Below are 21,766 nucleotides of genomic sequence, written 5' to 3'. Positions count from 1 at the left end.
GATGAAACCTCATGCCACGGCTTTCAGCCAACGCCTGTTGCGCGGCCAGTCACCTTCCTACGAACGCTTGCAGGCTCGTCTGGCCGAGGATCGCAGTGAACTCGGCGGAGCTCCGATTGCCGTGCATTGCGGCTGGGGGCGCTTGTTGATCGGCCACACCTTTGCCGATGCCGCAAGCCTCGCCGGGGAGTTGCTCAACGAACAGCCCGGCGAGCGGGATATTGCGCTGTACGTCGCCGCGCCCCAGCAAGTGCTGGGGCTGGAGCCGACACAGCTGTTTCTCGACCCGTCCGATACCTTGCGTCTGTGGTTCAGCGATTATCGCCAAGCGACCCGGGTGTTTCGCGGGTTCCGCATTCGACGCGTGCAAAGCGATGCCGACTGGCAGGCGATCAATCAGCTGTATCAGGCGCGCGGCATGCTGCCGGTCGATCCCACCCTGCTCACTGCGCGTCACCTGGGCGGCCCGGTGTACTGGCTGGCCGAAGACGAGGACAGCGGCGCGATCATCGGCAGCGTCATGGGCCTCAACCACCACAAGGCCTTCAACGATCCGGAAAACGGCAGCAGCCTGTGGTGCCTGGCGGTCGACCCGCATTGTGCGCGGCCGGGTGTCGGTGAAGTGCTGGTGCGGCATCTGATCGAGCATTTCATGAGTCGCGGGCTCGCTTGCCTCGACCTGTCCGTACTGCACGACAACCGCCAGGCGAAAAACCTTTACGCCAAGCTCGGTTTTCGCAACCTGACGACCTTCGCCATCAAGCGCAAGAACGGTATCAATCAACCGCTGTTTCTCGGGCCCGGCCCGGAGGCCGCGTTCAATCCGTATGCGCGGATCATTGTCGAGGAAGCACACCGTCGTGGCATCGATGTGCAAGTCGATGACGCCGACGCCGGGATGTTCACCCTCAGCCATGGCGGGCGCCGGGTACGCTGTCGTGAATCCCTGAGCGACCTGACCAGCGCCATCAGCATGAGCCTGTGCAAGGACAAAAGCCTGACCCACAAAGTGCTCAAGGCTGCCGGGTTGAACCTGCCGGCGCAGCAACTGGCCGGTACCGCCGATGACAATCTGGCGTTCCTCGATGAGCACCTCAGAGTGGTGGTCAAACCGCTGGACGGCGAACAGGGCCAAGGCGTGGCGGTGGATTTGCAGACCATCGAAGAAGTCCAGCAAGCCATCGAAGCCGCCCGCCGATTCGACAGCCGCGTACTGCTGGAAAGCTTCCACGAAGGCCTTGACCTGCGGATTCTGGTGATCGGTTATGAAGTGGTCGCGGCCGCCATTCGCCGGCCAGCCGAGGTGGTCGGCGACGGCCAACACTCCATCGGCGCCTTGATCGAAGCCCAGAGCCGGCGGCGACAAGCGGCCACGGGTGGTGAAAGCAAGATCCCGCTGGATCACGAGACCCGGCGCACCTTGAATGCAGCCGGTCATGACTACGACAGCATTCTGCCGGCCGGCGAGCGTCTGTTCGTAAGGCGCACGGCAAATCTACATACCGGCGGGACTCTCGAGGACGTCACTGCGATTTTGCATCCGACGCTGGCAGATGCTGCCATCCGCGCCGCGCGGGCGCTGGACATTCCCGTGGTCGGCCTGGATTTGATGGTGCCCGCCGCCGATCAGCCCGAATACGTGTTTATCGAAGCCAACGAGCGGGCCGGGCTGGCCAATCATGAACCGCAGCCCACGGCGGAGCGATTTGTGGACTTGTTGTTTCCGCACAGTCAGCCGGTGGTCTTTTAGTGATGCATTGCCTGGGCTGGCCCCTTCGCGAGCAAGCCCGCCCCCACAGGGGAATGCGATCCAAAGTGGGAGCGGGCTTGCTCGCGAAGGCGGCATGACTGGCAGCCAAAAATCTTCTCATCGAAACCATCGATGGCCTCAACTCATCAGGAGTTTCCATGACCAGCAAAATCCCTGAACCGGACCTCGGCTACCTGCAAAAAGTCCTGCTGGAAATGCTCGCCATTCCCAGCCCCACCGGGTTCACCGACACCATCGTGCGCTACGTCGCCGAGCGCCTTGAAGAACTGGGCATTCCCTTCGAAATGACCCGCCGCGGCACCATTCGCGCCACGCTCAAGGGCAAGAAGAACAGCCCTGACCGCGCCGTTTCCGCCCACCTGGACACCATCGGCGCGGCGGTGCGGGCGGTGAAGGACAACGGTCGCCTGACCCTCGCGCCGGTCGGCTGCTGGTCCAGCCGCTTTGCCGAAGGCAGTCGGGTCAGCCTGTTTACCGACAACGGCGTGATCCGCGGCAGCGTCTTGCCGCTGATGGCGTCCGGGCACGCGTTCAATACCGCCGTGGATGAGCTGCCGATCAGTTGGGATCACATCGAATTGCGTCTGGACGCCTACTGCGCCACCCGCGCCGACTGCGAGTCGCTGGGCATCAGCGTCGGCGACTTCGTCGCCTTCGACCCGCTGCCGGAGTTCACCGAAAGCGGCCACATCAGCGCCCGCCACCTCGACGACAAGGCCGGGGTGGCCGCGCTGCTGGCAGCGCTCAAAGCCATCGTCGACAGCGGCCAGGACCTGATGATCGACTGCCATCCGCTGTTCACCATCACCGAGGAAACCGGCAGTGGCGCCGCGGCGGCATTGCCCTGGGACGTCAGTGAATTCGTCGGCATCGACATTGCACCGGTCGCGACCGGCCAACACTCCAGCGAGCACGCGGTGAGCATCGCGATGCAGGACTCCGGCGGGCCCTATGACTATCACCTGTCGCGCCACCTCCTGCGCCTGGCCAGCGACAACGAGCTGCCGGCGCGCCGGGACCTGTTCCGTTACTACTTCAGCGATGCACATTCGGCGGTTACCGCCGGCCACGACATTCGCACCGCCCTGCTCGCCTTCGGCTGCGACGCCACCCATGGTTACGAACGTACCCATATCGACAGCCTCGCCGCCCTGAGTCGCCTGCTCGGTGCGTACATCCTCAGCCCGCCAGTGTTTGCCAGCGATGCGCAACCGGCCAAAGGGTCACTGGACCGCTTCAGCCATCAGCTCGAACACGATACCCAGATGGAAAGCGATACGCGGGTGCCTTCGGTGGACAGCCTGGTGGGGCAGCGGTCGTAGAGTTGAGTTGCAACGCTGAGATATTCGGTGTCTGACAGGTAGTCTTCGCGAGCAAGCCCGCTCCCACATTCGACCGCATTCCCATGAAAGAACTCGGTCAACTGTGGGAGCGGCGGTGCGACGATTCGACTTGCTCGCGAAGGCGGCAGATCAGACAACACAGGATCCCAGGCTAGCCGATACCGGACATTCGCCGTAGCATCGCGCCATTGATCCAACCGAGGTGCCTATGCTGATTCCCTACGACCAACTTCAAGTCGACACCCTCACCCGCCTGATCGAGGATTTCGTGACCCGCGACGGCACGGACAATGGTGACGACACGCCACTGGAAACCCGCGTACTGCGCGTGCGCCAGGCCTTGACCAAGGGGCAGGCACTGATTGTCTTCGACCCGGAAAGCGAGCAATGCCAACTGATGCTCAAGCACGACGTGCCCAAGCACCTGTTTGACTGAAGTGTTCAGCGTTCCTTGGTTTTCGCCAGTTTTTTCTGGATCCGTTCGTAGATTTCGCAGCGGTGCACGTTGACTTCCTGAGGCGCTTCGACGCCAAAGCGAATGTTGCTTCCGTTGATCGCGAGAACACGCACGGAAATATTTTCACCGATGGAAATGGTTTCGCCCACAACGCGGGTGAGTACGAGCATGAGGAGTGTCCTTCAGGGGTTACTGGCCCTTGAAGATGCCCAGCTCGCTGCAGGCCTACAATGCTCCGACAGCAATCCAGACCGGACTGACAGCCATCACGCACAAGGCTTACAGAAAGGTCTGACAGGCCGCTTGATTGTAAGGCCGATCCGTCAGGACGCGGAGAATCGCGGCCCGAACAGGATGACACTTGCGCCGACCACACACAGCGCCACGCCGAGCCAGTCCGACCCCAGCGGACGAATCCGCTCGACCACGGCCAACCAGCCGATGGACGCAATGATGTAGATGCCGCCGTAAGCGGCGTACGCGCGGCCGGCGTAGGTGGCTTCAATACGGGTCAGCAGCAGGGCGAACAGGGTCAGGCTCAATAGCGCCGGTACTACCCACCACATGCTTTTACCCTGTCGCAGCCACATCCAGAAGGCGAAACAACCGGCAATCTCGAACAGCGCGGCGAGGAAAAACCACAGGTAATTGAGCATGCACGTGTCTCGCTAGGATGGCCGATGGCGGCCACCCTAACCACAGCGTTGCCTGCGAGCAAGATCAGCTTGCGGATTGCCTGGCCTTGGCGCGCATTTTGTCGGCCATGGCGGTCATTTCGTTGTAGAGCAGTTGCGGGTTCTTCTGCTTCATCGCCCAGGCCATGCGGCCCTGTTCGTGGGGCAGGATCATGAACTCGCCGGCAGCGACCTGCCGGTAGATGTAGTCGGCGATGTCGGCGGCGCTGATCGGCGAGCTCTCCAGCAATTTGCCGACCTGGGCTTTCATGGCCGGTGTCGGGCCGCGAAACGAGTCCAGCAGGTTGGTCTGGAAGAACGACGGACACACCACATGCACGCCGACTTCCTGATGCGCCAGTTCGATCAGCAGGCTTTCGGACAACGCCACCACGCCCGCCTTGGCCACGTTGTAGTTGCTCATCGCCGGACCTTGCATCAGCGCGGCCATGGACGCGATGTTGATGATCTTGCCTTTGCTTTTCTCCAGCAGCGGCAGGAAAGCCTTGCAGCCCTTGACCACGCCCATCAGGTTGATCGCGATCTGCCAGTCCCAGTCCTCCAGGGACAACTCACTGAAGAAGCCGCCAGACGCTACGCCCGCGTTGTTGACGATGACATCGATGCCACCGAGCTTGACTTCGCAGGCCTGGGCGAACGCCGTCAGCTGGCTGTAGTCGCGCACGTCGCAGCGCTGGATAAAACCATCACCACCGGCTTCGCGGACCAGCTTGAGGGTTTCCTGCAAGCCGGGCTCGCTGACGTCCGACAAGGCCAGTTGCCAGCCTTCACGCGCCCAGCGCAGCGCGATTTCGCGACCCAGGCCAGAGCCTGCACCAGTGATCATCATGCGATTTTGCATAGCAAACAGCCTTGTTGTTCTCGGAAGATGCATCGAGTGTAGCGAAGGAAATTGCCCGACCCATGCTCCATCAGATTGCTGAATGGCCCGAGCAAACCGCGGGAGTGCCTGAAGCAACTGATGCAACAACAAGAAAGTTAAAGGCCTGTTCAAATTACTTGAAAATAACCTGGAATTATCCTGCAAGCGCGAGAGTCGGACTTTTTAAGCAGCTCGAATTCAATTCAATCCCACTGACCTTGATTGGCATGGTCAATCCGCTGCATTTTCAACAAGGAAACAGACATGAGCACAATACTGATCATCCTTCTGATCCTGTTACTGATCGGTGGTTTACCGGTCTTCCCGCACTCCAGAAGTTGGGGTTATGGCCCATCCGGAATCCTCGGTGTGGTGTTGGTGGTACTGTTGATCCTGCTCTTGCTCGGGCGAATATAAAAATTCGCCAGACAAAAAAAAGAGGCCCTTGAAGGGCCTCTTTTCCATTGCGTCACAACTTACTGCGGCGTGCCGTGAACGACACCGGCGGTGTTGTCCAGCAGGCTCTTGGTCGCGGTTTGCAGGAACGCTTCGAGCTTGAGTTTCAACTCGGCGGTACGCGGTGCATCGTCAATGATCTCGGCGTGCGGCGTAGCGCCCATTTCATACTGGTACAACTTTGGCGCCATGTCCTTTTCCTTCGGCAACACCAGGATCTGGTCGTCGCTGAGGATGGCCGTGGTCTGCTCGTTACCCGAAGGTTTGATCACACCAAAACCCTTGTCGCCCTCAGGCAGGTTGAGCAGGTCGCGGCCCCAGCATTGCTGGCGGGTTTCGCCGCCCAGGCGGCCCATGATGGTCGGTACGATGTCGATCTGGGTGCCCACGGTGTGGTCACGCTGGCCGAACTTCTCCTGGATGCCCGGTGCGATCATCAGCATCGGGATGTTGAAGCGGCCCAGGTCCATTTCGGTGATCTGCTGTTCGTTGCCAAAACCGTGGTCACCGACAATGATGAACAGGGTTTCCTTGAAGTACGGCTCCTTGCGGGCCTTTTCAAAGAACTGGCCCAGCGCCCAGTCCGCATAACGCATGGCGGTCAAGTGCTCGTTCAGGGTGCCGCGATTGGTCACGCGCTCGACCGGCAATGGCGTCGGCAAAGCGTATGGCGTGTGGTTGGACAGGGTTTGCAGCAACGCATAGAACGGCTTGCCGTTTTCCCGCGCCTTGAGCTCTTGCAGGCTGCGATCGAACATATCCTGGTCGGACACGCCCCAGGTCGGGTCGGAGAACACCGGGTTAACGAAGTCGTTACGGCCGATGAAGTTGGTCATGCCCTGGTTGCTGAAGAACCCCGACTGGTTGTCCCAGGCAAAATCGCCGTTGTAGACGTACACGTCGTCATAGTGACGGGCGCTGAGCAATTGCGGCAGGCCAGACAGCTTGTGGCTGCCTTCCGGGGTCTGCATCAGGTATTCGAAACCCGGCAGGTTCGGGAAGCAACCCATGGTGGCAAACATACCCTGGTGGGTATGGGTACCGTTGGAGAAGAAGCGGTCGAACATCAGGCCTTCCTTCGACAGTTTGTCGAGGTACGGCGTGATGTTGTCCGGGCCACCCAACGCTCCGACCGAGTGACCGGCCATGCTTTCCATCAGGATCACCACGACGTTCTTGATCGGCAGCGTCTTGTCGGCCGGTGGCGTGTAGTCACGACGTACGGCGGCCATGTCGGCCTCGACCAGTTTTTCGTCCGGCAGCACCAACATGTCACGCACGATTTGCTGGGCTTGCTCCTGCGGCAAGGTGGCCTTCCAGATGTTGTCGCGTTCCTCGGACATCCGGCTCTTGGCAGCCGCCACCAATTGCAGGGTACCGTTGAGGCCCAACTGGTTGGCGAAAATCGAGTTGGTGGTGTAGACGTCACCCCAACGCAATGGCGGGCCTTGGCGCAGGGTGCCACGTGCGGCAACCACGCAGATCAGCAGGCACACCACGAATACCGCAATGCGCGCATACCATGGGGCAACCTGGCGGGTGCCGATGCTGCCGCCACTGAATGGGCCACGGGGACGGGTTGCACGGTCGGCGCCCTTGAATGCCAGGCTCAGGATCCAGGTACCCACGGCCCATGCCAGCAGGTAGCGAACCACCGGAAAACCGTACCAGAGCATGCTCATCACGGTTTTCGGATCTTCCTTGACGTACTGGAAGACCAGGCCGTTGAGGCGCTGGTGGAACTCACGGTAGAAGTCCATTTCCATCAGGCCCAGGAACAGCGCGATGCTGGAGACGATCGTCAGCCAGAGACGGAACAGCCCGCGTGCCGCCATGGCCCGGGCGCTGAACAATGCCAGCAGCAACGGAATGCTCAGATAGACCACCAGACGCACGTCGAAGCGCAGACCGTTGGCGAATGCCTCGAGGAAGGTCGAGGCCGGTGTGTCGAGGATCATCGAGCGGTTGTAAACCAGCAGCGCGACGCGCAGCAGGCTGAACATGACCATCATGACCAAGGCACACAACAGCGTGTAGGCCAGATGCGATTTGACGGTCGGTTGCAGCAGGCGACTAGAGGCTCGCTGCTGATTCAGGGCGTCCGGGATTGCCATGTCGTTTTAGGACCCATTGGAAGTTTAAGTTTCGAAAATACAGCTGCGCCTTGCCCTCTTTTCGGCCCGTAACAAGGCCCGGGGTTTGCGCGGTGCGCAAATGTTGCACGATCAACGGCTGCATTGCCATTGATTACTACCCTCATCCCGACTCTTTCATCCTGCATTCAGGACTATGCAGCGTGTGGCGGGAGAGCCGGCGAATTGTCTTGGAGACTTGGTGAAAATTTCGTGCAACGCATATTCGGAAACAAATTAAAGCGCCCACCTCCCCCGTCAAAAATGCAAACGCCCCGAACCGGTCGGGGCGCTACGAAATCATCTTGAAAGAACGAAACCGTTACTTCTCGGCGCGTTCCTTGAGGGCTTTCAAGGTATTGAACGGGGCATCCACCACAAACTTGTTGGCCACCATCGACGGCACGCTGCCGCCCGGTTCGGTGTGCACCTGATAGGTCACTTCGATCTGGTCGCCCTTGGGTACGAACTTCCAGAAACCATTGACTTTGGCGACCCGGACGAAGCCTTTTTCTTCAGGAATGTATTTCGGTACACCTTCGAGCTTGCGGGTCAGGCTGCCATCGGCACCTTCGATGGTGGTGACGTGCAGCACCGAATCACGCGGAGTAACCGGCCACGGGGTGTTGAACTGAGTGTAGGTCCAGCTCTGGTCACCTTCGTGCTTGAGCAGCTTCTGGGTTTTGCATTCGTGAATCCAGGCACAGGCTCCGGGCACATCCTCCTGCAACGCACGCAGCTTGGCCACGGTGGTCTTCATCAGCGTGACGCCCTGGTAGGCCTTGTAGTCGGACCCGGCCACTTCACTCAGGGAGATCTTGATGCCGTCTTCGTTTTTCGCGACTTTCCAGTCTTCGGCCCGGGCCGCCGAGGTGGCCAGCACGACCGTCAAACCACACAGCACAGCAATACGATGCAGCGAACCCATAGTCTTATTCCTTATTGTTGAAGTTCCGTTCGTAAAACACATCACGCCGCCGTCATTTGCTCCCACCAGCCGATCAGCCGAATGGCTTCCTCGCTGCTGCTTCCGCACACCTCGGGGTCGGCCTCGAAGGCCGAACACACCGCCGGCCGTTCCGGCTGGCCGAAAATGCTGCACAGGTTATCCGGGGAAAGTTGCAGGCAACGCTGCCCCGCGGCTTTGCCGTTGGGCATACCGGGAATCGGTGAACTGATGGATGGGGCAATGCAACACGCGCCACAGCCCTCACGGCATTTCATGACGACAAGCTCCTCGCGACGAGCAATGTGTTAAAGGACGGGGCACAGAGTACCCGCTAAAACAGTTGTTTTAAATTACCTGCGAGCGGGTTTTTCAACGCAAACGAACGTGACCATGCAGTCTCCGACAAAGCGTCTGTCCTGCGGCACGTGGATCTTGACGACTTACTGTTTGAACTCGAAATCCAGTGCTGCGCCTTCGACCTCGCGGCGCTCTTCATTGCGCAGTTGCAGCTGCATTTCATTGCTGAGCAGGCGTCCGTTGAGCTGGAACGGGCTGCTACCGCTTTTGTCACCGAACATCTGGGGCAACAGCGATTCACGCTTGGTCAACGGTACCGTTCCGACAGGCTTCAGTTCTTGAACCATATCCTTGGGCAAGCTCAGGTCCAGATTGGCGGATGGAAGCTCAGTCTTTACCACTTCGCTGGCCGGTTTCGACTTGGAGGCAATGGGTGGATGCTTTTTCGCGGGCGTCGCCGGTTTTTTGGCCGACGAGGCTTTTTTTGCGGGTTCGGCTTTTATCGGTGCTACGTGGAAACTGCCGGTGGCCTGTTCCTGCTCGGAAGCGGCAACGACGGATGCCGGCTGAATACTCGCAAACAGACAGAGCAATAGCCAGGCGGCAGGAAGAATAGGTTTCATGTATCCCACGGTGGGTGCAAACGGCAGAGGTGCATATGCTCGCCTGTTGCAGCCCACAAGACAAGCACAGTAGCAGCCTGTTACAAACCGCCGGCCATCTCCTGGCAGAGTTGGGTGGCCAGCATGCCCAGGGTCATCAACGCACGCTCGGCTTCACGGTTCCATGGCGTGCCGCAATTGAGGCGAATGCAGTGATTGAATTGCTCGGTATTACTGAAAATCAGTCCCGGCGCAATACTGATGCCCTGCTGCAAGGCCCGCACGTGCAACTCCTGGGTGTTGACTCGGCCCGGCAGACTCACCCACAGAATGAAGCCACCGGTAGGCCGGGTCATCTGCGTGCCTTCCGGGAAATACTGCTGCACCGCCAGCTGGAAGGCACTGAGGTTCTTGCGGTATTCCTGGCGGATGAAGCGCAAATGCCGATCGTACCCGCCATTTTCCAGGTAAGCGGCGATACCCATCTGGGTGACGCTGCACGCAGAATGCGTACTGAACGTCTGCAAGCGCTGAATTTCCTGCTGATACTTACCGGCAATCATCCAGCCGATCCGCACTCCCGGCGACAGGGTTTTAGAGAAGCTTGAGCAATAGATCACCCGGTCCAGCCGATCGTAGGCCTTGAGGGACTTGGTGCGCCCCTGCTCGAACATCAGCTCACCGTAGATATCATCTTCGACAATCTGGATATCGAAATCCGACGCCAGGCGCAGCAGTTGTTTCTGCCGCTCTTCAGGCATGGTGCCGCCCAATGGATTACTCAGCCGGGTGGTCAGCACCAACGCCTTGATCGACCACTGGTTGGCTGCCAGTTGCAGGGCTTCCAGGCTCATGCCCGTGGCTGGATCACTGGGGATCTCGATGACCTTGAGGCCCAACAGGTCGGCCAGTTGCAGCAACCCGTAATAGGTCGGCGACTCGGCCGCAATCAGATCGCCCGGACGGGTCAACACGCGTAAAGACATCTGGAGCGCATCGACACAGCCGTGCGTGATCACCACTTCCGACGGATCGACCACCACGCCGGCATCGCGCATGCGGATCGCCACTTGTCGGCGCAACGGCTCGAAACCGGGGCTGAACATGTAACTGAAGGCCCGCGGGCTATGGAAACGGGTGACTTTGGCCAATTGCTGATGCAGTGCCCGCACCGGCAGATAGTCGACACTCGGTACTGCTGCGCCCAGCGGGAACACGCCTTCGCGACGGGATTCCACCAAAACCTGTTGAATGATGCTGCTGCGGGTGACCAGGCCGGGGCGCTCGACCCGGGCGATGTCCGGCGTAGGTGCGGTGAGTGCCGGCGTCTGGTGCACGTAGTAACCCGACTGCGGCCGGGCGCGGATCAGCCCCTGATCTTCGAGATTGGCATACGCCTGCAACACCGTCGCATGGCTGACATTGAGCTGCGAGCTCATCTTGCGCACCGAAGGCACGCGCTCTCCCGGCTGATAGACCCCACGGCGGATGTCTTCGGCCAGTTGTTGAGCAATACGTTGATAGAGCAAAAGATTGGTCATGACGCAGCACTCGATTTCACGGGCATTTTATTCTTGTGTGAAACAATACCGGAACAGTTTAGAAGTGTACGGGGACAGTTGCCACAATAGTCGACCGTACAGTGCAGTGTCAGCAAAATCTGTACTGTTTTGTGCGGTAATCGGCAGGCATAAAAAAACCCGGCGCTGCGTGGCAGGCCGGGCTTTCCAGCGACGCAACCCCTAGCGGGCAGCGCCGAGCTGGCCTTTTTCGTCGGAAAACACAATTTCCACCCGACGGTTCTGCGCTCGCCCCCGTTCCGACGCATTCGCGTCCACCGGATACTCGTCACCATAACCCTCGACCTGGATGCGCCTGTCGTCGATGCCCAGGTCCATCAGCACGTCAGCCACCGATTGTGCGCGGTCACGGGACAGCTTGAGGTTTTCCTGTTTGCCCCCGGTACTGTCCGTATAACCTTCGATCCGCACCACGCGCTTGGGGTTGAGTTGCAGGAACTGCACAATCTTCAGCACCACGCGGTTGGCCGAAGGTTTCAATTCCGCTTCGCCCGTGTCGAACAACATGTCGCCCAGTGTCATCACCAGACCACGGTCGGTCTGGGCGGTCGTCAATGCCAGGATCTGTTCTTCAAGCCATTTGCCCTGCTGCTGCACACTGAACAGTTTGGATTCACGCAGTGCCAGTTGCAGGCGCTGCCGCTCCAGTTCGAGCTTCGCCGCTTGCTCTTCGTTAAGCGCCTGATTGGTGTGCTCCCGGGCAATGGCGCTATAGCGCTGGCTCAGGTAGGCGTAATGCACCACGTCCGAACCGCTGCCCCAATAGCTGGACAAACGATCGGCGCGGGCCAGGGACTCACCAGCGCGAATCACGTCCTTGGGGGCGATTCGCAGCACATTGGAATCTTCCTTGACCTTCTGAAAGTCGGCTCCAGCCTGCTGCAACGCGCTCTCGCTGTGCTGGCTGGCGCAACCGGACAGCACGGCGCAGCCGGCCAGGATCAAACCGCCGACGGCTTTGCTCTTGAGGCTCATTCGGCATCTCCCAGTTGCTTGCGCAGGCGGGCGATACGGGCGTCAAGCACGTTCAACTGTTCCTCGCTCTTGGCCGTCAACACCTTGGCCTCAGCCAGACGCGCATCGAGCTCGGCCTGTTCGGCCCGCATGCGTGCGTTTTTGAAAGATTGGTCAGTCATGTTGCCCTTGGCGCGGTTGAACTTGTCTTCGGCCAGTTTCATTTCCGGCACATCGTCAGCGGTGGCGCCCACAGCCTTGGCCTGTTCGAGTGCCTGTTCGGTCAGGCGAATCTGTTCATTCGGCGCAGGATCGGCTGCACAACCGGCCAGGAGCACAAAGGCCACGGCAGCGAAAAGAGGTCGAATACTCACTAAATATCCCTACTGTTTTGGGGTACTGACGGGTTGTTGCGAGGATTGCTGCGATTGTGAGCGCTGTGCCTTCCAACGCTCGATGTTGCGCATCAGCACGGTCTCCGTCAGTCCGGACGCGGGCAATTCTGTCATCTTTTTGGCCAACTGTCCGCGCAACCACGGATCGTTGCAGGCCGAGTCATGGGAAATCGCCAGGTACAGGCCAGGCTTGTCGACCGGTTGCGAGCGTGCGACCAAATCACCGGCCATGCCCAGTGTCTGTGCGGTTGCCATGCCCGAGTAACGTCCTGCCAGTACGAACTCGACCTCACCCAACAGCAGTTTCTGAAAGGCCTGGGTCAGGCTGGACGTACGTGCGAGGGTTAATTGCTGTCCGGCAAACGTGCTGAATTGCGGAGTCAATCGGGCCTTTTCCGACACGGCTCCGGGGTGGCCGTGCAGGTCCTGTGCCTGGTTGTAGACCAGCGTCGAGTCCTTGCGCGTCCAGACCAGATAGTCGTTTTCCAGTAAGCGTGGATGGATGTAATCCAGGGTTTCCAGCTCGCTGACCGTCAAGGCTGCGTCCGCCAGCATATCCATTCGCCCGCTGCGCACTTCGTCAAGGGCCTGGGCCCGTTTGCCGGCATAAAGCAGTTCGACCTTGAGCCCCAACTCACCCGCCACTTGCTGCAGCAAATCGGCGCTTGCACCGATCAGGTGTTTGGGATTCTGCGGGTCTTGCCACAGGTACGGTGGCGCGTCCGGGCTGCCGGTTACCACCAGGCGTTCGCATTTGCCTGCGGCAAAAGACAGCGCCGGCAATAGCGTCAATCCCAGCATGCTCCACACAAGGCGCAGATCCATGACGACACACTCCACTCAAACCTGGTGATGCCCCCCTTGTAGGAGCGAGCTCGCTCGCGATGTACGTTAACGATGACGCGTTCATTCTGGAAAAACGCGGCGCATTTGAGTCCATCGCGAGCAAGCTCGCTCCTACAGGTAAATGAAGGGCAAAAAAAAGCCCGGCCAAAAGGCCGGGCTCTTTATAAGTGAAGCAGCCGGATTAGACCAGCTTCTCCAGCTCAGGGATGGCTTCGAACAGGTCCGCCACCAGGCCGTAATCGGCCACCTGGAAGATCGGCGCTTCTTCGTCCTTGTTGATCGCCACGATCACTTTGGAGTCTTTCATGCCGGCCAGGTGCTGGATCGCGCCGGAGATACCGACGGCGATGTACAGCTGTGGAGCAACGATCTTGCCGGTCTGACCGACCTGCATGTCGTTCGGTACGAAACCTGCGTCGACCGCGGCGCGGGAAGCGCCCACGGCTGCGCCCAGCTTGTCGGCCAGGGCATACAGGTGTTTGAAGTTGTCGCCGTTCTGCATGCCGCGGCCGCCGGAAACGACGATCTTGGCAGCGGTCAGTTCCGGACGATCGGACTTGGCCAGCTCTTCGCCAACGAAGCTGGAGATACCAGCGTCGTGAGCAGCGCCAACGGCTTCAACGGCAGCCGAACCACCTTCAGCTGCAACCGGGTCGAAACCGGTGGCACGCACGGTGATCACTTTGACCACAGCGTTCGATTGAACGGTAGCGATGGCGTTACCGGCATAGATCGGACGCTTGAAGGTGTCAGCGCTTTCTACCGAGATGATCTCGGAGATCTGGTCAACGTCCAGTGCAGCGGCAACGCGCGGCAGGATGTTTTTGCCGTTGGAAGTGGCGGCAGCCAGGATGTGGCTGTAACCCTTGCCCAGCTCTGCAACCAGCGGAGCAACGTTTTCCGGCAACTGGTGAGCGTAGGCGGCGTTGTCGGCCACCAGCACTTTAGCCACGCCAGCCACTTTCGCAGCGGCTTCAGCCACGGCGCCAGCGCCCTGGCCGGCAACCAGAACGTGGATGTCGCCACCGATTTTGGCGGCAGCAGCAACGGTGTTCAGCGTGGCCGGGGCCAGCACTTTGTTGTCGTGTTCAGCAATAACCAAGATAGTCATTTAGATTACCTTCGCTTCGTTTTTCAGTTTCTCGACCAGTTCAGCCACCGACTTGACCTTGATACCCGCGCTGCGTGCAGCCGGCGCTTCGACTTTCAAGGTTGTGTTGGTGGAGGCGGTGGAAACGCCCAAAGCGTCCGGAGTCAGCGTCTCGAGAGGCTTCTTCTTGGCTTTCATGATGTTTGGCAGAGACGCGTAGCGCGGCTCGTTCAAACGCAGGTCGGTGGTGACGATGGCCGGCAGTTTCAGGGAAACTGTCTGCGCGCCGCCGTCGATTTCGCGAGTCACGGCAACACTGTCGCCACTGATTTCGACTTTCGAAGCGAACGTGCCCTGACCGTAGCCGCTCAATGCAGCGAGCATCTGGCCGGTCTGGTTGTTGTCGCTGTCGATGGCTTGTTTGCCAAGGATCACCAGCTGAGGCTGTTCCTTGTCGACAACGGCCTTCAGCAGCTTGGCAACGGCCAGGGAAGTCAGGTCTTCGGCGGACTCGACGAGGATGGCGCGGTCGGCACCCAGAGCCAGCGCGGTGCGCAGTTGCTCTTGAGCGGTGGACGGGCCTACGGAGACGACGACGATTTCAGTCGCAACACCCTTCTCTTTCAGGCGTACGGCTTCTTCCACGGCGATCTCGCAGAACGGGTTCATCGACATCTTGACGTTGGCAAGATCGACGCCGGAATTGTCCGCCTTGACGCGAACCTTGACGTTGTAATCCACAACGCGTTTGACAGCTACAAGAACCTTCATGGATTCCTCGTTACTCTCCGGTGAAAAGAAAGTCGCCTAGGCGAACCTGGCGGTTGATGCTCATCGGGCGCAAGGGCACCTCCAAAAACGCCGGCAAATGTGTCAAGTGACCAACGCTCATGCTGTGGATGACCGTTCGTCAGTGGTGACTGACAAGTCATTCAACATCGCGGCGTGTAAACTGCACAGCAAACCCGCGCGGCGCATCACTCTCTACTGCCATCGCCCTGTCTTTAGAGGTGCTCTTGAAACCAACAGTCAGCCTACGGCGAGCGCAAAACCGCCCGTATCTTGACCGGAACGCCTATTCCGGTCAATACGCCAAAACAGCCGTTCATAAGGCGCGTGACTTTGATTTCTCTGGCTTTGAGCCAATTCAAACAAACGTTTGTATTGGACGCTGAGAGTGGTGTAGATATAATGCGCCACCCAAAGAGAAAGGTGGTCAATCGATTGTCCGCTTCCGGCGCTGCGCCGGGATTCATGGATGCGACACCCAACCTCCAAATTAGAAAAAAAACTGTTGAGCCTTGAGTAGGAGATAACCTGTGGAACGCGAATACATGGAATTCGACGTGGTCATCGTCGGTGCCGGCCCCGCTGGTCTTTCCGCCGCCTGCCGCTTGAAGCAGAAGGCCGCCGAAGCCGGTAAGGAAATCAGCGTCTGCGTGGTCGAAAAAGGCTCCGAAGTCGGTGCTCACATTCTGTCCGGTGCCGTGTTCGAACCACGCGCCCTGAACGAACTGTTCCCGGACTGGAAGGAACTCGGCGCGCCGCTGAACACCCCCGTCACCCGCGACGACATCTTCGTTCTGAAGAACGCTGAAAGCGCGCAGAAAGTTCCAGACTTCTTTGTGCCCAAGACCATGCACAACGAAGGCAACTACATCATCTCCCTGGGCAACCTGTGCCGCTGGCTGGCCCAGCAGGCCGAGAACCTGGGCGTGGAGATCTACCCGGGCTTCGCCGCTCAGGAAGCGCTGTTCGACGAGAATGGCGTGGTGCGCGGGATCATCACCGGTGACCTCGGTGTCGACCGCGAAGGCAATCCGAAGGAAGGCCTGTACACCCCGGGCATGGAACTGCGTGGCAAATACACGCTGTTCGCCGAAGGCTGCCGTGGCCATATCGGCAAGCAACTGATCAAGCGTTTCAACCTCGACAGCGATGCCGACGCCCAGCACTACGGCATCGGCCTGAAGGAAATCTGGGAAGTCGACCCGGCCAAACACCAGCCAGGCCTGGTGGTGCACACCGCCGGTTGGCCGATGGACATCATGGGCGCCGAGAACACCGGCGGCTCGTTCCTCTATCACCTGGAAAACAACCAGGTGGTCGTCGGCCTGATCGTCGACCTGTCCTACAGCAACACCTACCTGTCGCCGTTCGACGAGTTCCAGCGCCTCAAGCATCACCCGGTGCTCAAGCAGTACCTGGAAGGCGGCAAGCGCATCAGCTACGGCGCCCGCGCCATCTGCAAGGGCGGCCTGAACTCGCTGCCGAAAATGGTCTTCAAGGGCGGCGCGCTGATCGGTTGCGACCTCGGCACCCTGAACTTCGCCAAGATCAAGGGCAGCCACACCGCGATGAAGTCCGGCATGCTCGCCGCAGAATCGGTGGCTGACGCACTGTTCGCAGAGAAGGACGGCACCGAAGAACTGACCACCTACGTTGACGCGTTCAAGAAGAGCTGGCTCTACGACGAACTGTTCGCCAGCCGCAACTTCGGCCCGGCGATCCACAAGTTCGGCGCCATCGTCGGTGGCGGTTTCAACTGGCTGGACCAGAACATCTTCGGCGGCAAACTGCCGTTCACCCTGCACGACACCAAGCCGGATTACGCGTGCCTGAAACTGGCGGCCGACTGCAAGAAGATCGACTACCCGAAACCGGACGGCAAGATCAGCTTCGACAAACTCAGCTCGGTGTTCATCTCGGGTACCAACCATGAAGAAGAGCAGCCGTGTCACCTGAAGCTGGCTGATGCGAGCATCCCGATCACCAAGAACCTGCCGCTGTACGACGAACCGGCCCAACGCTACTGCCCGGCCGGCGTGTACGAAGTAATCACCAAGGAAGACGGCGAGAAGCGCTTCCAGATCAACGCCCAGAACTGCGTTCACTGCAAGACCTGCGACATCAAGGACCCTGCACAGAACATCACCTGGGTGGCGCCGGAAGGCGCCGGCGGCCCGACTTACCCGAACATGTAAGCCGAACCGCGAACATCAAGGCTCCCGAAACGGGGGCCTTTTTGTTGCCCGCAATTCCGGGCATTACATCATTGCCTGCAGGAGCGAGCTTGCTCGCGAAAAACGCCAATACACCGCGTGCATTCAGACAATACGCGTTAGCGTTATCGACCTTCGCGAGCAAGCTCGCTCCTACAACCGAGCTCCGCCGACAGCCGCGCCGTGACCCCTTTGATCAGGGGAATCAGCTCGGCCATTTTTTCCAGTGGCATGTAAGGCACGGTGCTGGCAATGCTGATCGCCGCCACAATGCGCTTGCTCGCATCACGAATTGGCGCCGCCACGCAGCGGATCGACGGTTCATTGTCTTCCAGATCGAACGCGTAGCCACCGGCCACGTACTCGGTCATGCGCTGCTCAAGCTGTTCCCAAGACTGCTGGGGATGCTGCGGCCAGAACTGACTTTTCCCACCCGCTGGCAGGCTGATGTCGTACAGCCGCTGCCAATCCTGCGGCGAATCATCGAGCATCAACGCCTTGCCAATCCCGGTGCGTGCCAACGGCATGCGATGGCCGACCCGCGAACGCATTTCCGGACCATTGCGCCCCGGATTCTTCAGCAGGTACAAAACCTCGTCGCCTTCGCGAATGCCCAGGTGCACGGTGTCGCCGGTCAACGCCGACAGCTCATCCAGATACGGCCCGGCCAGGGTCACCAAGGGCAATTCTTCACGGGCCTGAAAGCCCAGCTCGATCAGTTTCGGCCCCAGCAGATAACCGACTTGCGGCACCACCCGCAGATAACGCTCGTCGACCAGGCAACTGGCCAGGCGATGGGTGGTACTGCGCGTAGTGCCGATCAGCCGGGCGATTTCCTTGAGATCGCGGGCGCCGCTGGCCACGGCCTGGACCACACCCAACCCGCGAAGCAGGGTCTGGGTACCGGTCGGCGCGGCGTCCTTGGCGATTTTTGGGGCGTCTTCCTGCATATCCAGCCTTTACCGTTGAGCGAGTGAACGGGCGGCATTATGGTCGCCCGGATGCCACGACTACAACTTGATACGCTCGACCTTGCCCACCAGCAGGATGTAGGACAGCGCGCCGATCAATGCCAGCACCGAGATGTAGGTGATCGCCGGAGCAAAGGAATCACCCGTGGCGAGAAAGCCGATCACGATAGGCGTGGCAATCGCCGACAGGTTGCCAATGAAGTTGAACACCCCGCCGGTCAGCCCGAGCAAGCGCGCCGGAGCAAGCGTCGACACCAGCGACCAGGTAATCGAAGCCAGGCCGTTGCCGAAGAATGCGAGCGCGAGGAAGGCAATCACCAGCGGCGTCGACTCGACAAAGTTGGCGCCGATGATCGAGGTGGAAATCAGCAAGCCGCTGATGATCGGCAACTTGCGGGCGAAACCTACCGTGCAGCCGCGACGGATCAAAAAGTCCGAGAAGAAACCGGAACACAGCACACCGACAAACGCGGCGAGAAACGGCAGCGACGCCAACAGGCCGGACTTGATGAAGTCCATGCCACGATATTTCACCAGGTAGGTCGGGAACCAGGTGAGGAAGAACCACAGCGTCGAGTTGAGGCAGAACTGCCCGAGGTAGATGCCCCAGAGCTTGCGCTTGGTGAGGACAATCCCCAGGTCCGTCCAGCTGAATCTGGCTTTGACCCTGGCCTGCTCGGCCTGGATGTCCACCAACCCGCCGCCCTCGCGGATCAAGTCAATTTCCGCGTCATTGGCGCCTTTGAAATCCCGTGGCTCGCGATACACCGCGTACCAGATCACCGCCCACACAATGCCCACCGCACCGGTGGAAACGAACACCATGTGCCAGCCGAATTCGTGCTGGAGCCAGGCCAGCACCGGCGTCAGGAAGGCCAGGCCGACGAACTGCCCGGATGTATAGAAACCGATGGCCGTGGCGCGTTCGCGCTCGGGGAACCAGGTGGTGACCACGCGACTGTTGATCGGATAGGCCGGCGCTTCCAGGGCACCGACCGCCATGCGCAACACGAACAGCGCGATAAAGCTCGCAGCGAAGCCGAGCATCACCGTGGCCACCGACCACAGCAGCAATGCGACGCTGTACAGAATCCGTGGCGGCACGCGGTCCACCAGCCAGCCGCCGGGGATCTGCATGGCGGCGTAGGTCCAGCCGAAGGCGGAGAAAATCAGGCCGACGTGGATCGGATCGATGCCCAGGTCACTGGTCAGCGCCGGGGCGGCAATCGACAGGTTGCTGCGGTCCAGGTAGTTGATCACCACGGTGATGAACAACAGCACCATGATGAAAAAACGCTTGCGGCTGGGCGTCACCAACGACGCCTGCCCGGTGAGAGTTTGCGATTGCATGGCGGGGTGCCTCTTCTTATGTTTATTGAGGTCGATTCGAAACTTCGCGCAGCCCCTTGTAGGAGCGAGCTTGCTCGCGATGGTGTGTCATTCAGCCTGATGTCGACTGACACACCATCGCGAGCAGGCTCGCTCCTACAGGGTTCAGTGGTAGGTCAGGGAGTGATCACCACTCGGCAAAACTGCCGTCGGCATGGCGCCAGATCGGGTTGCGCCAGCGGTGACCGATGGCCGCACGTTCGATCACGTATTCTTCATTGATCTCGATACCCAGGCCCGGGCCGTTCGGGATCTTCACGAAGCCCTGGTCGTAGTCGAACACCCGTGGATCTTTCACGTAGTCGAGCAGGTCGTTGCTCTCGTTGTAATGGATGCCCAGGCTCTGTTCCTGGATGAATGCGTTGTAGCAAGCCGCGTCCAGTTGCAGGCAGGCGGCCAGGGCAATCGGGCCCAGCGGGCAATGCAGCGCCAGCGCCACGTCGTAGGCTTCGGCCATGTTGGCGATCTTGCGCGTCTCGGTGATGCCGCCAGCGTGGGACGCATCCGGCTGGATGATGTCGACATAGCCTTCGCTGAGCACGCGCTTGAAATCCCAGCGCGAGAACAACCGCTCACCGAGGGCAATCGGTGTGCTGGTCAGCGGCGCCAGTTCCTTCAGCGCTTCGTAGTTTTCGCTGAGTACTGGCTCTTCGATGAACATCAGCTTGTACGGATCGAGTTCTTTCATCAGTACCTTGGCCATGGGCTTGTGCACCCGGCCATGGAAGTCCACGCCGATACCCACGTTCGGACCGACCGCATCGCGCACGGCAGCGACATTGGCCAGGGCCTGGTCGACTTTGTCGAACGTATCGAGGAACTGCAGTTCTTCGGTGCCGTTCATTTTCACCGCGGTGAAACCACGCTCGACCGCTTCTTTCGCCGCACGCGCAGTGTCTGCCGGACGGTCGCCGCCGATCCACGAATACACACGAATCCTGTCCCGCACCTGCCCCCCCAGCAGATCGCTGACCGACACGCCCAGCGCCTTGCCCTTGATGTCCCACAAGGCCTGGTCGATACCGGCCAGGGCGCTCATGTGGATAGCGCCACCACGGTAGAAGCCGCCGCGATAGAGCACGGTCCAGATGTCTTCGATGTTGCGGGGGTCTTTGCCGATCAGGTAGTCGGACAATTCTTCAACGGCAGCGGCAACAGTGTGGGCACGGCCTTCGACTACGGGCTCGCCCCAGCCGGTGACGCCTTCGTCGGTTTCTACCTTGAGGAAGCACCAGCGCGGCGGAACGATGAAGGTAGTCAGTTTGGTGATTTTCATCTGTGCTCTCTTTTTATCAATGCAGCTCTTGATAGATGCAGCGCTCGCAGCGCCAAAAAGTCTTAGCGGAGGGCTTTCCAGGCAGCGACGTAAGCCTTGGCATTGGCCGCCACTTGCGCAGGCGTCATGCCCGGTTTGAACAGGCCGGAACCCAGGCCGAAGCCTTTGACGCCTGCGTCGATAAACACCTGCATGTTGTCCGGGGTGATCCCGCCGACCGGCACAAGAAGGGTTCCGGCCGGCAACACCGCCAGCCAGGCTTTGACGACTGCCGGCCCCATCTGCTCGGCCGGAAACATCTTCAGTACATCCGCACCTTCGGCCAACGCCGCGAAGGCTTCGGTCGGCGTGGCGACACCCGGAGACAGGTACAAACCGGCCGCCTTCGCCGCGCGCAGCACCTTGGGATCACTGTGGGGCATGACGATCACCTGGCCGCCCGCCGCTTTCACTTGCTCGACCTGCTCCGGCGTCAACACCGTGCCGGCGCCGATCAGGCAATCGGCAGGCAAGGTACTGCGCAGGATGCGGATACTGTCGTACGGTTCAGGGGAGTTGAGCGGCACTTCGATGACGCGAAATCCGGCGGCGTACAGGACTTCGCCAATGGCGGCAGCTTCCTGTGGACGCAGGCCGCGCAGGATCGCGATCAGGCCGTTTTGCGCCAGCGCTTGTTTGAGCATGTCAGACCTCCAGGCA

22 protein-coding genes are annotated in these 21,766 nt (G+C 60.0%); 5 read left to right on the top strand and 17 right to left on the bottom strand.

What is annotated here, in order from left to right; all coding sequences use genetic code 11:
• The first annotated feature begins 1 nt into the window (after position 1).
• The 3 genes from ngg to ACEN8Q_RS31075 all read left to right on the top strand — a co-directional run bounded on the left by ngg (position 2) and on the right by ACEN8Q_RS31075 (position 3,550).
• A complete protein-coding gene (ngg, locus tag ACEN8Q_RS31085; protein WP_413422730.1) occupies positions 2-1,750 on the top strand; it encodes an N-acetylglutaminylglutamine synthetase in 1,749 nt (582 codons plus the stop codon).
• Between the two features lie 158 nt (positions 1,751-1,908).
• Positions 1,909-3,093, top strand: coding sequence for an osmoprotectant NAGGN system M42 family peptidase (locus ACEN8Q_RS31080; protein WP_413422728.1), 1,185 nt, complete (start codon positions 1,909-1,911; stop codon positions 3,091-3,093).
• A 229-nt stretch (positions 3,094-3,322) separates the two neighbouring features.
• Complete coding sequence (locus tag ACEN8Q_RS31075) at positions 3,323-3,550, top strand: YheU family protein (RefSeq protein WP_008017754.1); 228 nt, start codon at positions 3,323-3,325, stop codon at positions 3,548-3,550.
• Between the two features lie 5 nt (positions 3,551-3,555).
• Here ACEN8Q_RS31075 and csrA read toward each other — a convergent pair whose 3' ends face one another.
• From csrA to ACEN8Q_RS31060, 3 genes are all read right to left on the bottom strand, one after another.
• Positions 3,556-3,741 (bottom strand): carbon storage regulator CsrA, encoded by a 186-nt coding sequence (gene csrA, locus ACEN8Q_RS31070; RefSeq protein ID WP_413422726.1) that lies wholly within the window; start codon positions 3,739-3,741, stop codon positions 3,556-3,558.
• A gap of 153 nt (positions 3,742-3,894) precedes the next feature.
• A complete protein-coding gene (locus tag ACEN8Q_RS31065; protein ID WP_413422724.1) occupies positions 3,895-4,227 on the bottom strand; it encodes a YnfA family protein in 333 nt (110 codons plus the stop codon).
• A gap of 64 nt (positions 4,228-4,291) precedes the next feature.
• Positions 4,292-5,107, bottom strand: a complete 816-nt coding sequence (locus ACEN8Q_RS31060) for an SDR family oxidoreductase (protein ID WP_413422722.1) — start codon at positions 5,105-5,107, stop codon at positions 4,292-4,294.
• A gap of 285 nt (positions 5,108-5,392) precedes the next feature.
• On the opposite strand from ACEN8Q_RS31060, the gene ACEN8Q_RS31055 reads away from it, so the two are divergent.
• A complete protein-coding gene (locus tag ACEN8Q_RS31055; RefSeq protein ID WP_413422720.1) occupies positions 5,393-5,545 on the top strand; it encodes a DUF3309 family protein in 153 nt (50 codons plus the stop codon).
• Between the two features lie 59 nt (positions 5,546-5,604).
• Here ACEN8Q_RS31055 and ACEN8Q_RS31050 read toward each other — a convergent pair whose 3' ends face one another.
• The 10 genes from ACEN8Q_RS31050 to ACEN8Q_RS31005 all read right to left on the bottom strand — a co-directional run bounded on the left by ACEN8Q_RS31050 (position 5,605) and on the right by ACEN8Q_RS31005 (position 15,200).
• A complete protein-coding gene (locus ACEN8Q_RS31050; protein WP_413422718.1) occupies positions 5,605-7,698 on the bottom strand; it encodes an LTA synthase family protein in 2,094 nt (697 codons plus the stop codon).
• Between the two features lie 340 nt (positions 7,699-8,038).
• Entirely contained in the window at positions 8,039-8,644 is a 606-nt protein-coding gene (locus ACEN8Q_RS31045; protein WP_413704208.1) for an START domain-containing protein, read from the bottom strand.
• A 41-nt stretch (positions 8,645-8,685) separates the two neighbouring features.
• Complete coding sequence (locus tag ACEN8Q_RS31040; protein WP_008017747.1) at positions 8,686-8,940, bottom strand: YkgJ family cysteine cluster protein; 255 nt, start codon at positions 8,938-8,940, stop codon at positions 8,686-8,688.
• A gap of 165 nt (positions 8,941-9,105) precedes the next feature.
• Positions 9,106-9,585 (bottom strand): translation initiation factor 2, encoded by a 480-nt coding sequence (locus ACEN8Q_RS31035; RefSeq protein WP_413422714.1) that lies wholly within the window; start codon positions 9,583-9,585, stop codon positions 9,106-9,108.
• 80 nt (positions 9,586-9,665) lie between these two features.
• The gene (locus tag ACEN8Q_RS31030) at positions 9,666-11,105 is read right to left on the bottom strand and encodes a PLP-dependent aminotransferase family protein (RefSeq protein ID WP_007973699.1); all 1,440 of its coding nucleotides are present in this window, start codon (positions 11,103-11,105) and stop codon (positions 9,666-9,668) included.
• Positions 11,106-11,306: 201 nt separating this feature from the next.
• Complete coding sequence (locus ACEN8Q_RS31025) at positions 11,307-12,119, bottom strand: OmpA family protein (RefSeq protein ID WP_413422712.1); 813 nt, start codon at positions 12,117-12,119, stop codon at positions 11,307-11,309.
• Complete coding sequence (locus tag ACEN8Q_RS31020; RefSeq protein WP_413704207.1) at positions 12,116-12,472, bottom strand: DUF4398 domain-containing protein; 357 nt, start codon at positions 12,470-12,472, stop codon at positions 12,116-12,118. Before ACEN8Q_RS31020 ends, ACEN8Q_RS31025 begins: the two co-directional genes overlap by 4 nt.
• A 9-nt stretch (positions 12,473-12,481) precedes the next feature.
• Positions 12,482-13,318, bottom strand: a complete 837-nt coding sequence (locus ACEN8Q_RS31015) for a substrate-binding periplasmic protein (RefSeq protein WP_413704206.1) — start codon at positions 13,316-13,318, stop codon at positions 12,482-12,484.
• 202 nt (positions 13,319-13,520) lie between these two features.
• Positions 13,521-14,450 (bottom strand): electron transfer flavoprotein subunit alpha/FixB family protein, encoded by a 930-nt coding sequence (locus ACEN8Q_RS31010; protein ID WP_339555659.1) that lies wholly within the window; start codon positions 14,448-14,450, stop codon positions 13,521-13,523.
• Positions 14,451-15,200: an electron transfer flavoprotein subunit beta/FixA family protein gene (locus ACEN8Q_RS31005; protein ID WP_110749773.1), complete on the bottom strand. Its 750-nt coding sequence runs from the start codon at positions 15,198-15,200 to the stop codon at positions 14,451-14,453.
• 548 nt (positions 15,201-15,748) lie between these two features.
• On the opposite strand from ACEN8Q_RS31005, the gene ACEN8Q_RS31000 reads away from it, so the two are divergent.
• Positions 15,749-17,413, top strand: coding sequence for an electron transfer flavoprotein-ubiquinone oxidoreductase (locus ACEN8Q_RS31000; protein ID WP_413704205.1), 1,665 nt, complete (start codon positions 15,749-15,751; stop codon positions 17,411-17,413).
• A 143-nt stretch (positions 17,414-17,556) separates the two neighbouring features.
• Here the strand turns inward: ACEN8Q_RS31000 and ACEN8Q_RS30995 are convergent, their stop codons facing one another.
• From ACEN8Q_RS30995 to ACEN8Q_RS30980, 4 genes are all read right to left on the bottom strand, one after another.
• Entirely contained in the window at positions 17,557-18,381 is an 825-nt protein-coding gene (locus tag ACEN8Q_RS30995; RefSeq protein ID WP_413422703.1) for an IclR family transcriptional regulator, read from the bottom strand.
• A gap of 60 nt (positions 18,382-18,441) precedes the next feature.
• Positions 18,442-19,752 (bottom strand): MFS transporter, encoded by a 1,311-nt coding sequence (locus ACEN8Q_RS30990; protein WP_413422701.1) that lies wholly within the window; start codon positions 19,750-19,752, stop codon positions 18,442-18,444.
• A gap of 166 nt (positions 19,753-19,918) precedes the next feature.
• Positions 19,919-21,067 carry a galactonate dehydratase gene (gene dgoD / locus ACEN8Q_RS30985; protein WP_085715455.1) on the bottom strand — a complete coding sequence of 383 codons (1,149 nt, stop codon included), beginning with the start codon at positions 21,065-21,067 and terminating at the stop codon, positions 19,919-19,921.
• 62 nt (positions 21,068-21,129) lie between these two features.
• The gene (locus ACEN8Q_RS30980) at positions 21,130-21,750 is read right to left on the bottom strand and encodes a 2-dehydro-3-deoxy-6-phosphogalactonate aldolase (RefSeq protein ID WP_413704204.1); all 621 of its coding nucleotides are present in this window, start codon (positions 21,748-21,750) and stop codon (positions 21,130-21,132) included.
• Positions 21,751-21,766: the final 16 nt, after the last annotated feature.

Source organism: Pseudomonas sp. Pseusp16 (assembly GCF_047324915.1).
GTDB classification, from domain to species: Bacteria; Pseudomonadota; Gammaproteobacteria; order Pseudomonadales; family Pseudomonadaceae; genus Aquipseudomonas; species Aquipseudomonas fluorescens_CD.
The sequence above is the reverse complement of the archived record's forward strand: the minus strand, read 5'-3'. Positions and strand labels throughout refer to the sequence as shown.

What these genes read in the sequence shown, in the direction of transcription:
- ngg (WP_413422730.1), top strand. Translation starts at nt 2, where the DNA reads ATGAAACCTCATGCCACGGCTTTCAGCCAACGCCTGTTGCGCGGCCAG.
- ACEN8Q_RS31080 (WP_413422728.1), top strand. Translation starts at nt 1,909, where the DNA reads ATGACCAGCAAAATCCCTGAACCGGACCTCGGCTACCTGCAAAAAGTC.
- ACEN8Q_RS31075 (WP_008017754.1), top strand. Translation starts at nt 3,323, where the DNA reads ATGCTGATTCCCTACGACCAACTTCAAGTCGACACCCTCACCCGCCTG.
- csrA (WP_413422726.1), bottom strand. Translation starts at nt 3,741, where the DNA reads ATGCTCGTACTCACCCGCGTTGTGGGCGAAACCATTTCCATCGGTGAA.
- ACEN8Q_RS31065 (WP_413422724.1), bottom strand. Translation starts at nt 4,227, where the DNA reads ATGCTCAATTACCTGTGGTTTTTCCTCGCCGCGCTGTTCGAGATTGCC.
- ACEN8Q_RS31060 (WP_413422722.1), bottom strand. Translation starts at nt 5,107, where the DNA reads ATGCAAAATCGCATGATGATCACTGGTGCAGGCTCTGGCCTGGGTCGC.
- ACEN8Q_RS31055 (WP_413422720.1), top strand. Translation starts at nt 5,393, where the DNA reads ATGAGCACAATACTGATCATCCTTCTGATCCTGTTACTGATCGGTGGT.
- ACEN8Q_RS31050 (WP_413422718.1), bottom strand. Translation starts at nt 7,698, where the DNA reads ATGGCAATCCCGGACGCCCTGAATCAGCAGCGAGCCTCTAGTCGCCTG.
- ACEN8Q_RS31045 (WP_413704208.1), bottom strand. Translation starts at nt 8,644, where the DNA reads ATGGGTTCGCTGCATCGTATTGCTGTGCTGTGTGGTTTGACGGTCGTG.
- ACEN8Q_RS31040 (WP_008017747.1), bottom strand. Translation starts at nt 8,940, where the DNA reads ATGAAATGCCGTGAGGGCTGTGGCGCGTGTTGCATTGCCCCATCCATC.
- ACEN8Q_RS31035 (WP_413422714.1), bottom strand. Translation starts at nt 9,585, where the DNA reads ATGAAACCTATTCTTCCTGCCGCCTGGCTATTGCTCTGTCTGTTTGCG.
- ACEN8Q_RS31030 (WP_007973699.1), bottom strand. Translation starts at nt 11,105, where the DNA reads ATGACCAATCTTTTGCTCTATCAACGTATTGCTCAACAACTGGCCGAA.
- ACEN8Q_RS31025 (WP_413422712.1), bottom strand. Translation starts at nt 12,119, where the DNA reads ATGAGCCTCAAGAGCAAAGCCGTCGGCGGTTTGATCCTGGCCGGCTGC.
- ACEN8Q_RS31015 (WP_413704206.1), bottom strand. Translation starts at nt 13,318, where the DNA reads ATGGATCTGCGCCTTGTGTGGAGCATGCTGGGATTGACGCTATTGCCG.
- ACEN8Q_RS31010 (WP_339555659.1), bottom strand. Translation starts at nt 14,450, where the DNA reads ATGACTATCTTGGTTATTGCTGAACACGACAACAAAGTGCTGGCCCCG.
- ACEN8Q_RS31005 (WP_110749773.1), bottom strand. Translation starts at nt 15,200, where the DNA reads ATGAAGGTTCTTGTAGCTGTCAAACGCGTTGTGGATTACAACGTCAAG.
- ACEN8Q_RS30995 (WP_413422703.1), bottom strand. Translation starts at nt 18,381, where the DNA reads ATGCAGGAAGACGCCCCAAAAATCGCCAAGGACGCCGCGCCGACCGGT.
- ACEN8Q_RS30990 (WP_413422701.1), bottom strand. Translation starts at nt 19,752, where the DNA reads ATGCAATCGCAAACTCTCACCGGGCAGGCGTCGTTGGTGACGCCCAGC.
- dgoD (WP_085715455.1), bottom strand. Translation starts at nt 21,067, where the DNA reads ATGAAAATCACCAAACTGACTACCTTCATCGTTCCGCCGCGCTGGTGC.
- ACEN8Q_RS30980 (WP_413704204.1), bottom strand. Translation starts at nt 21,750, where the DNA reads ATGCTCAAACAAGCGCTGGCGCAAAACGGCCTGATCGCGATCCTGCGC.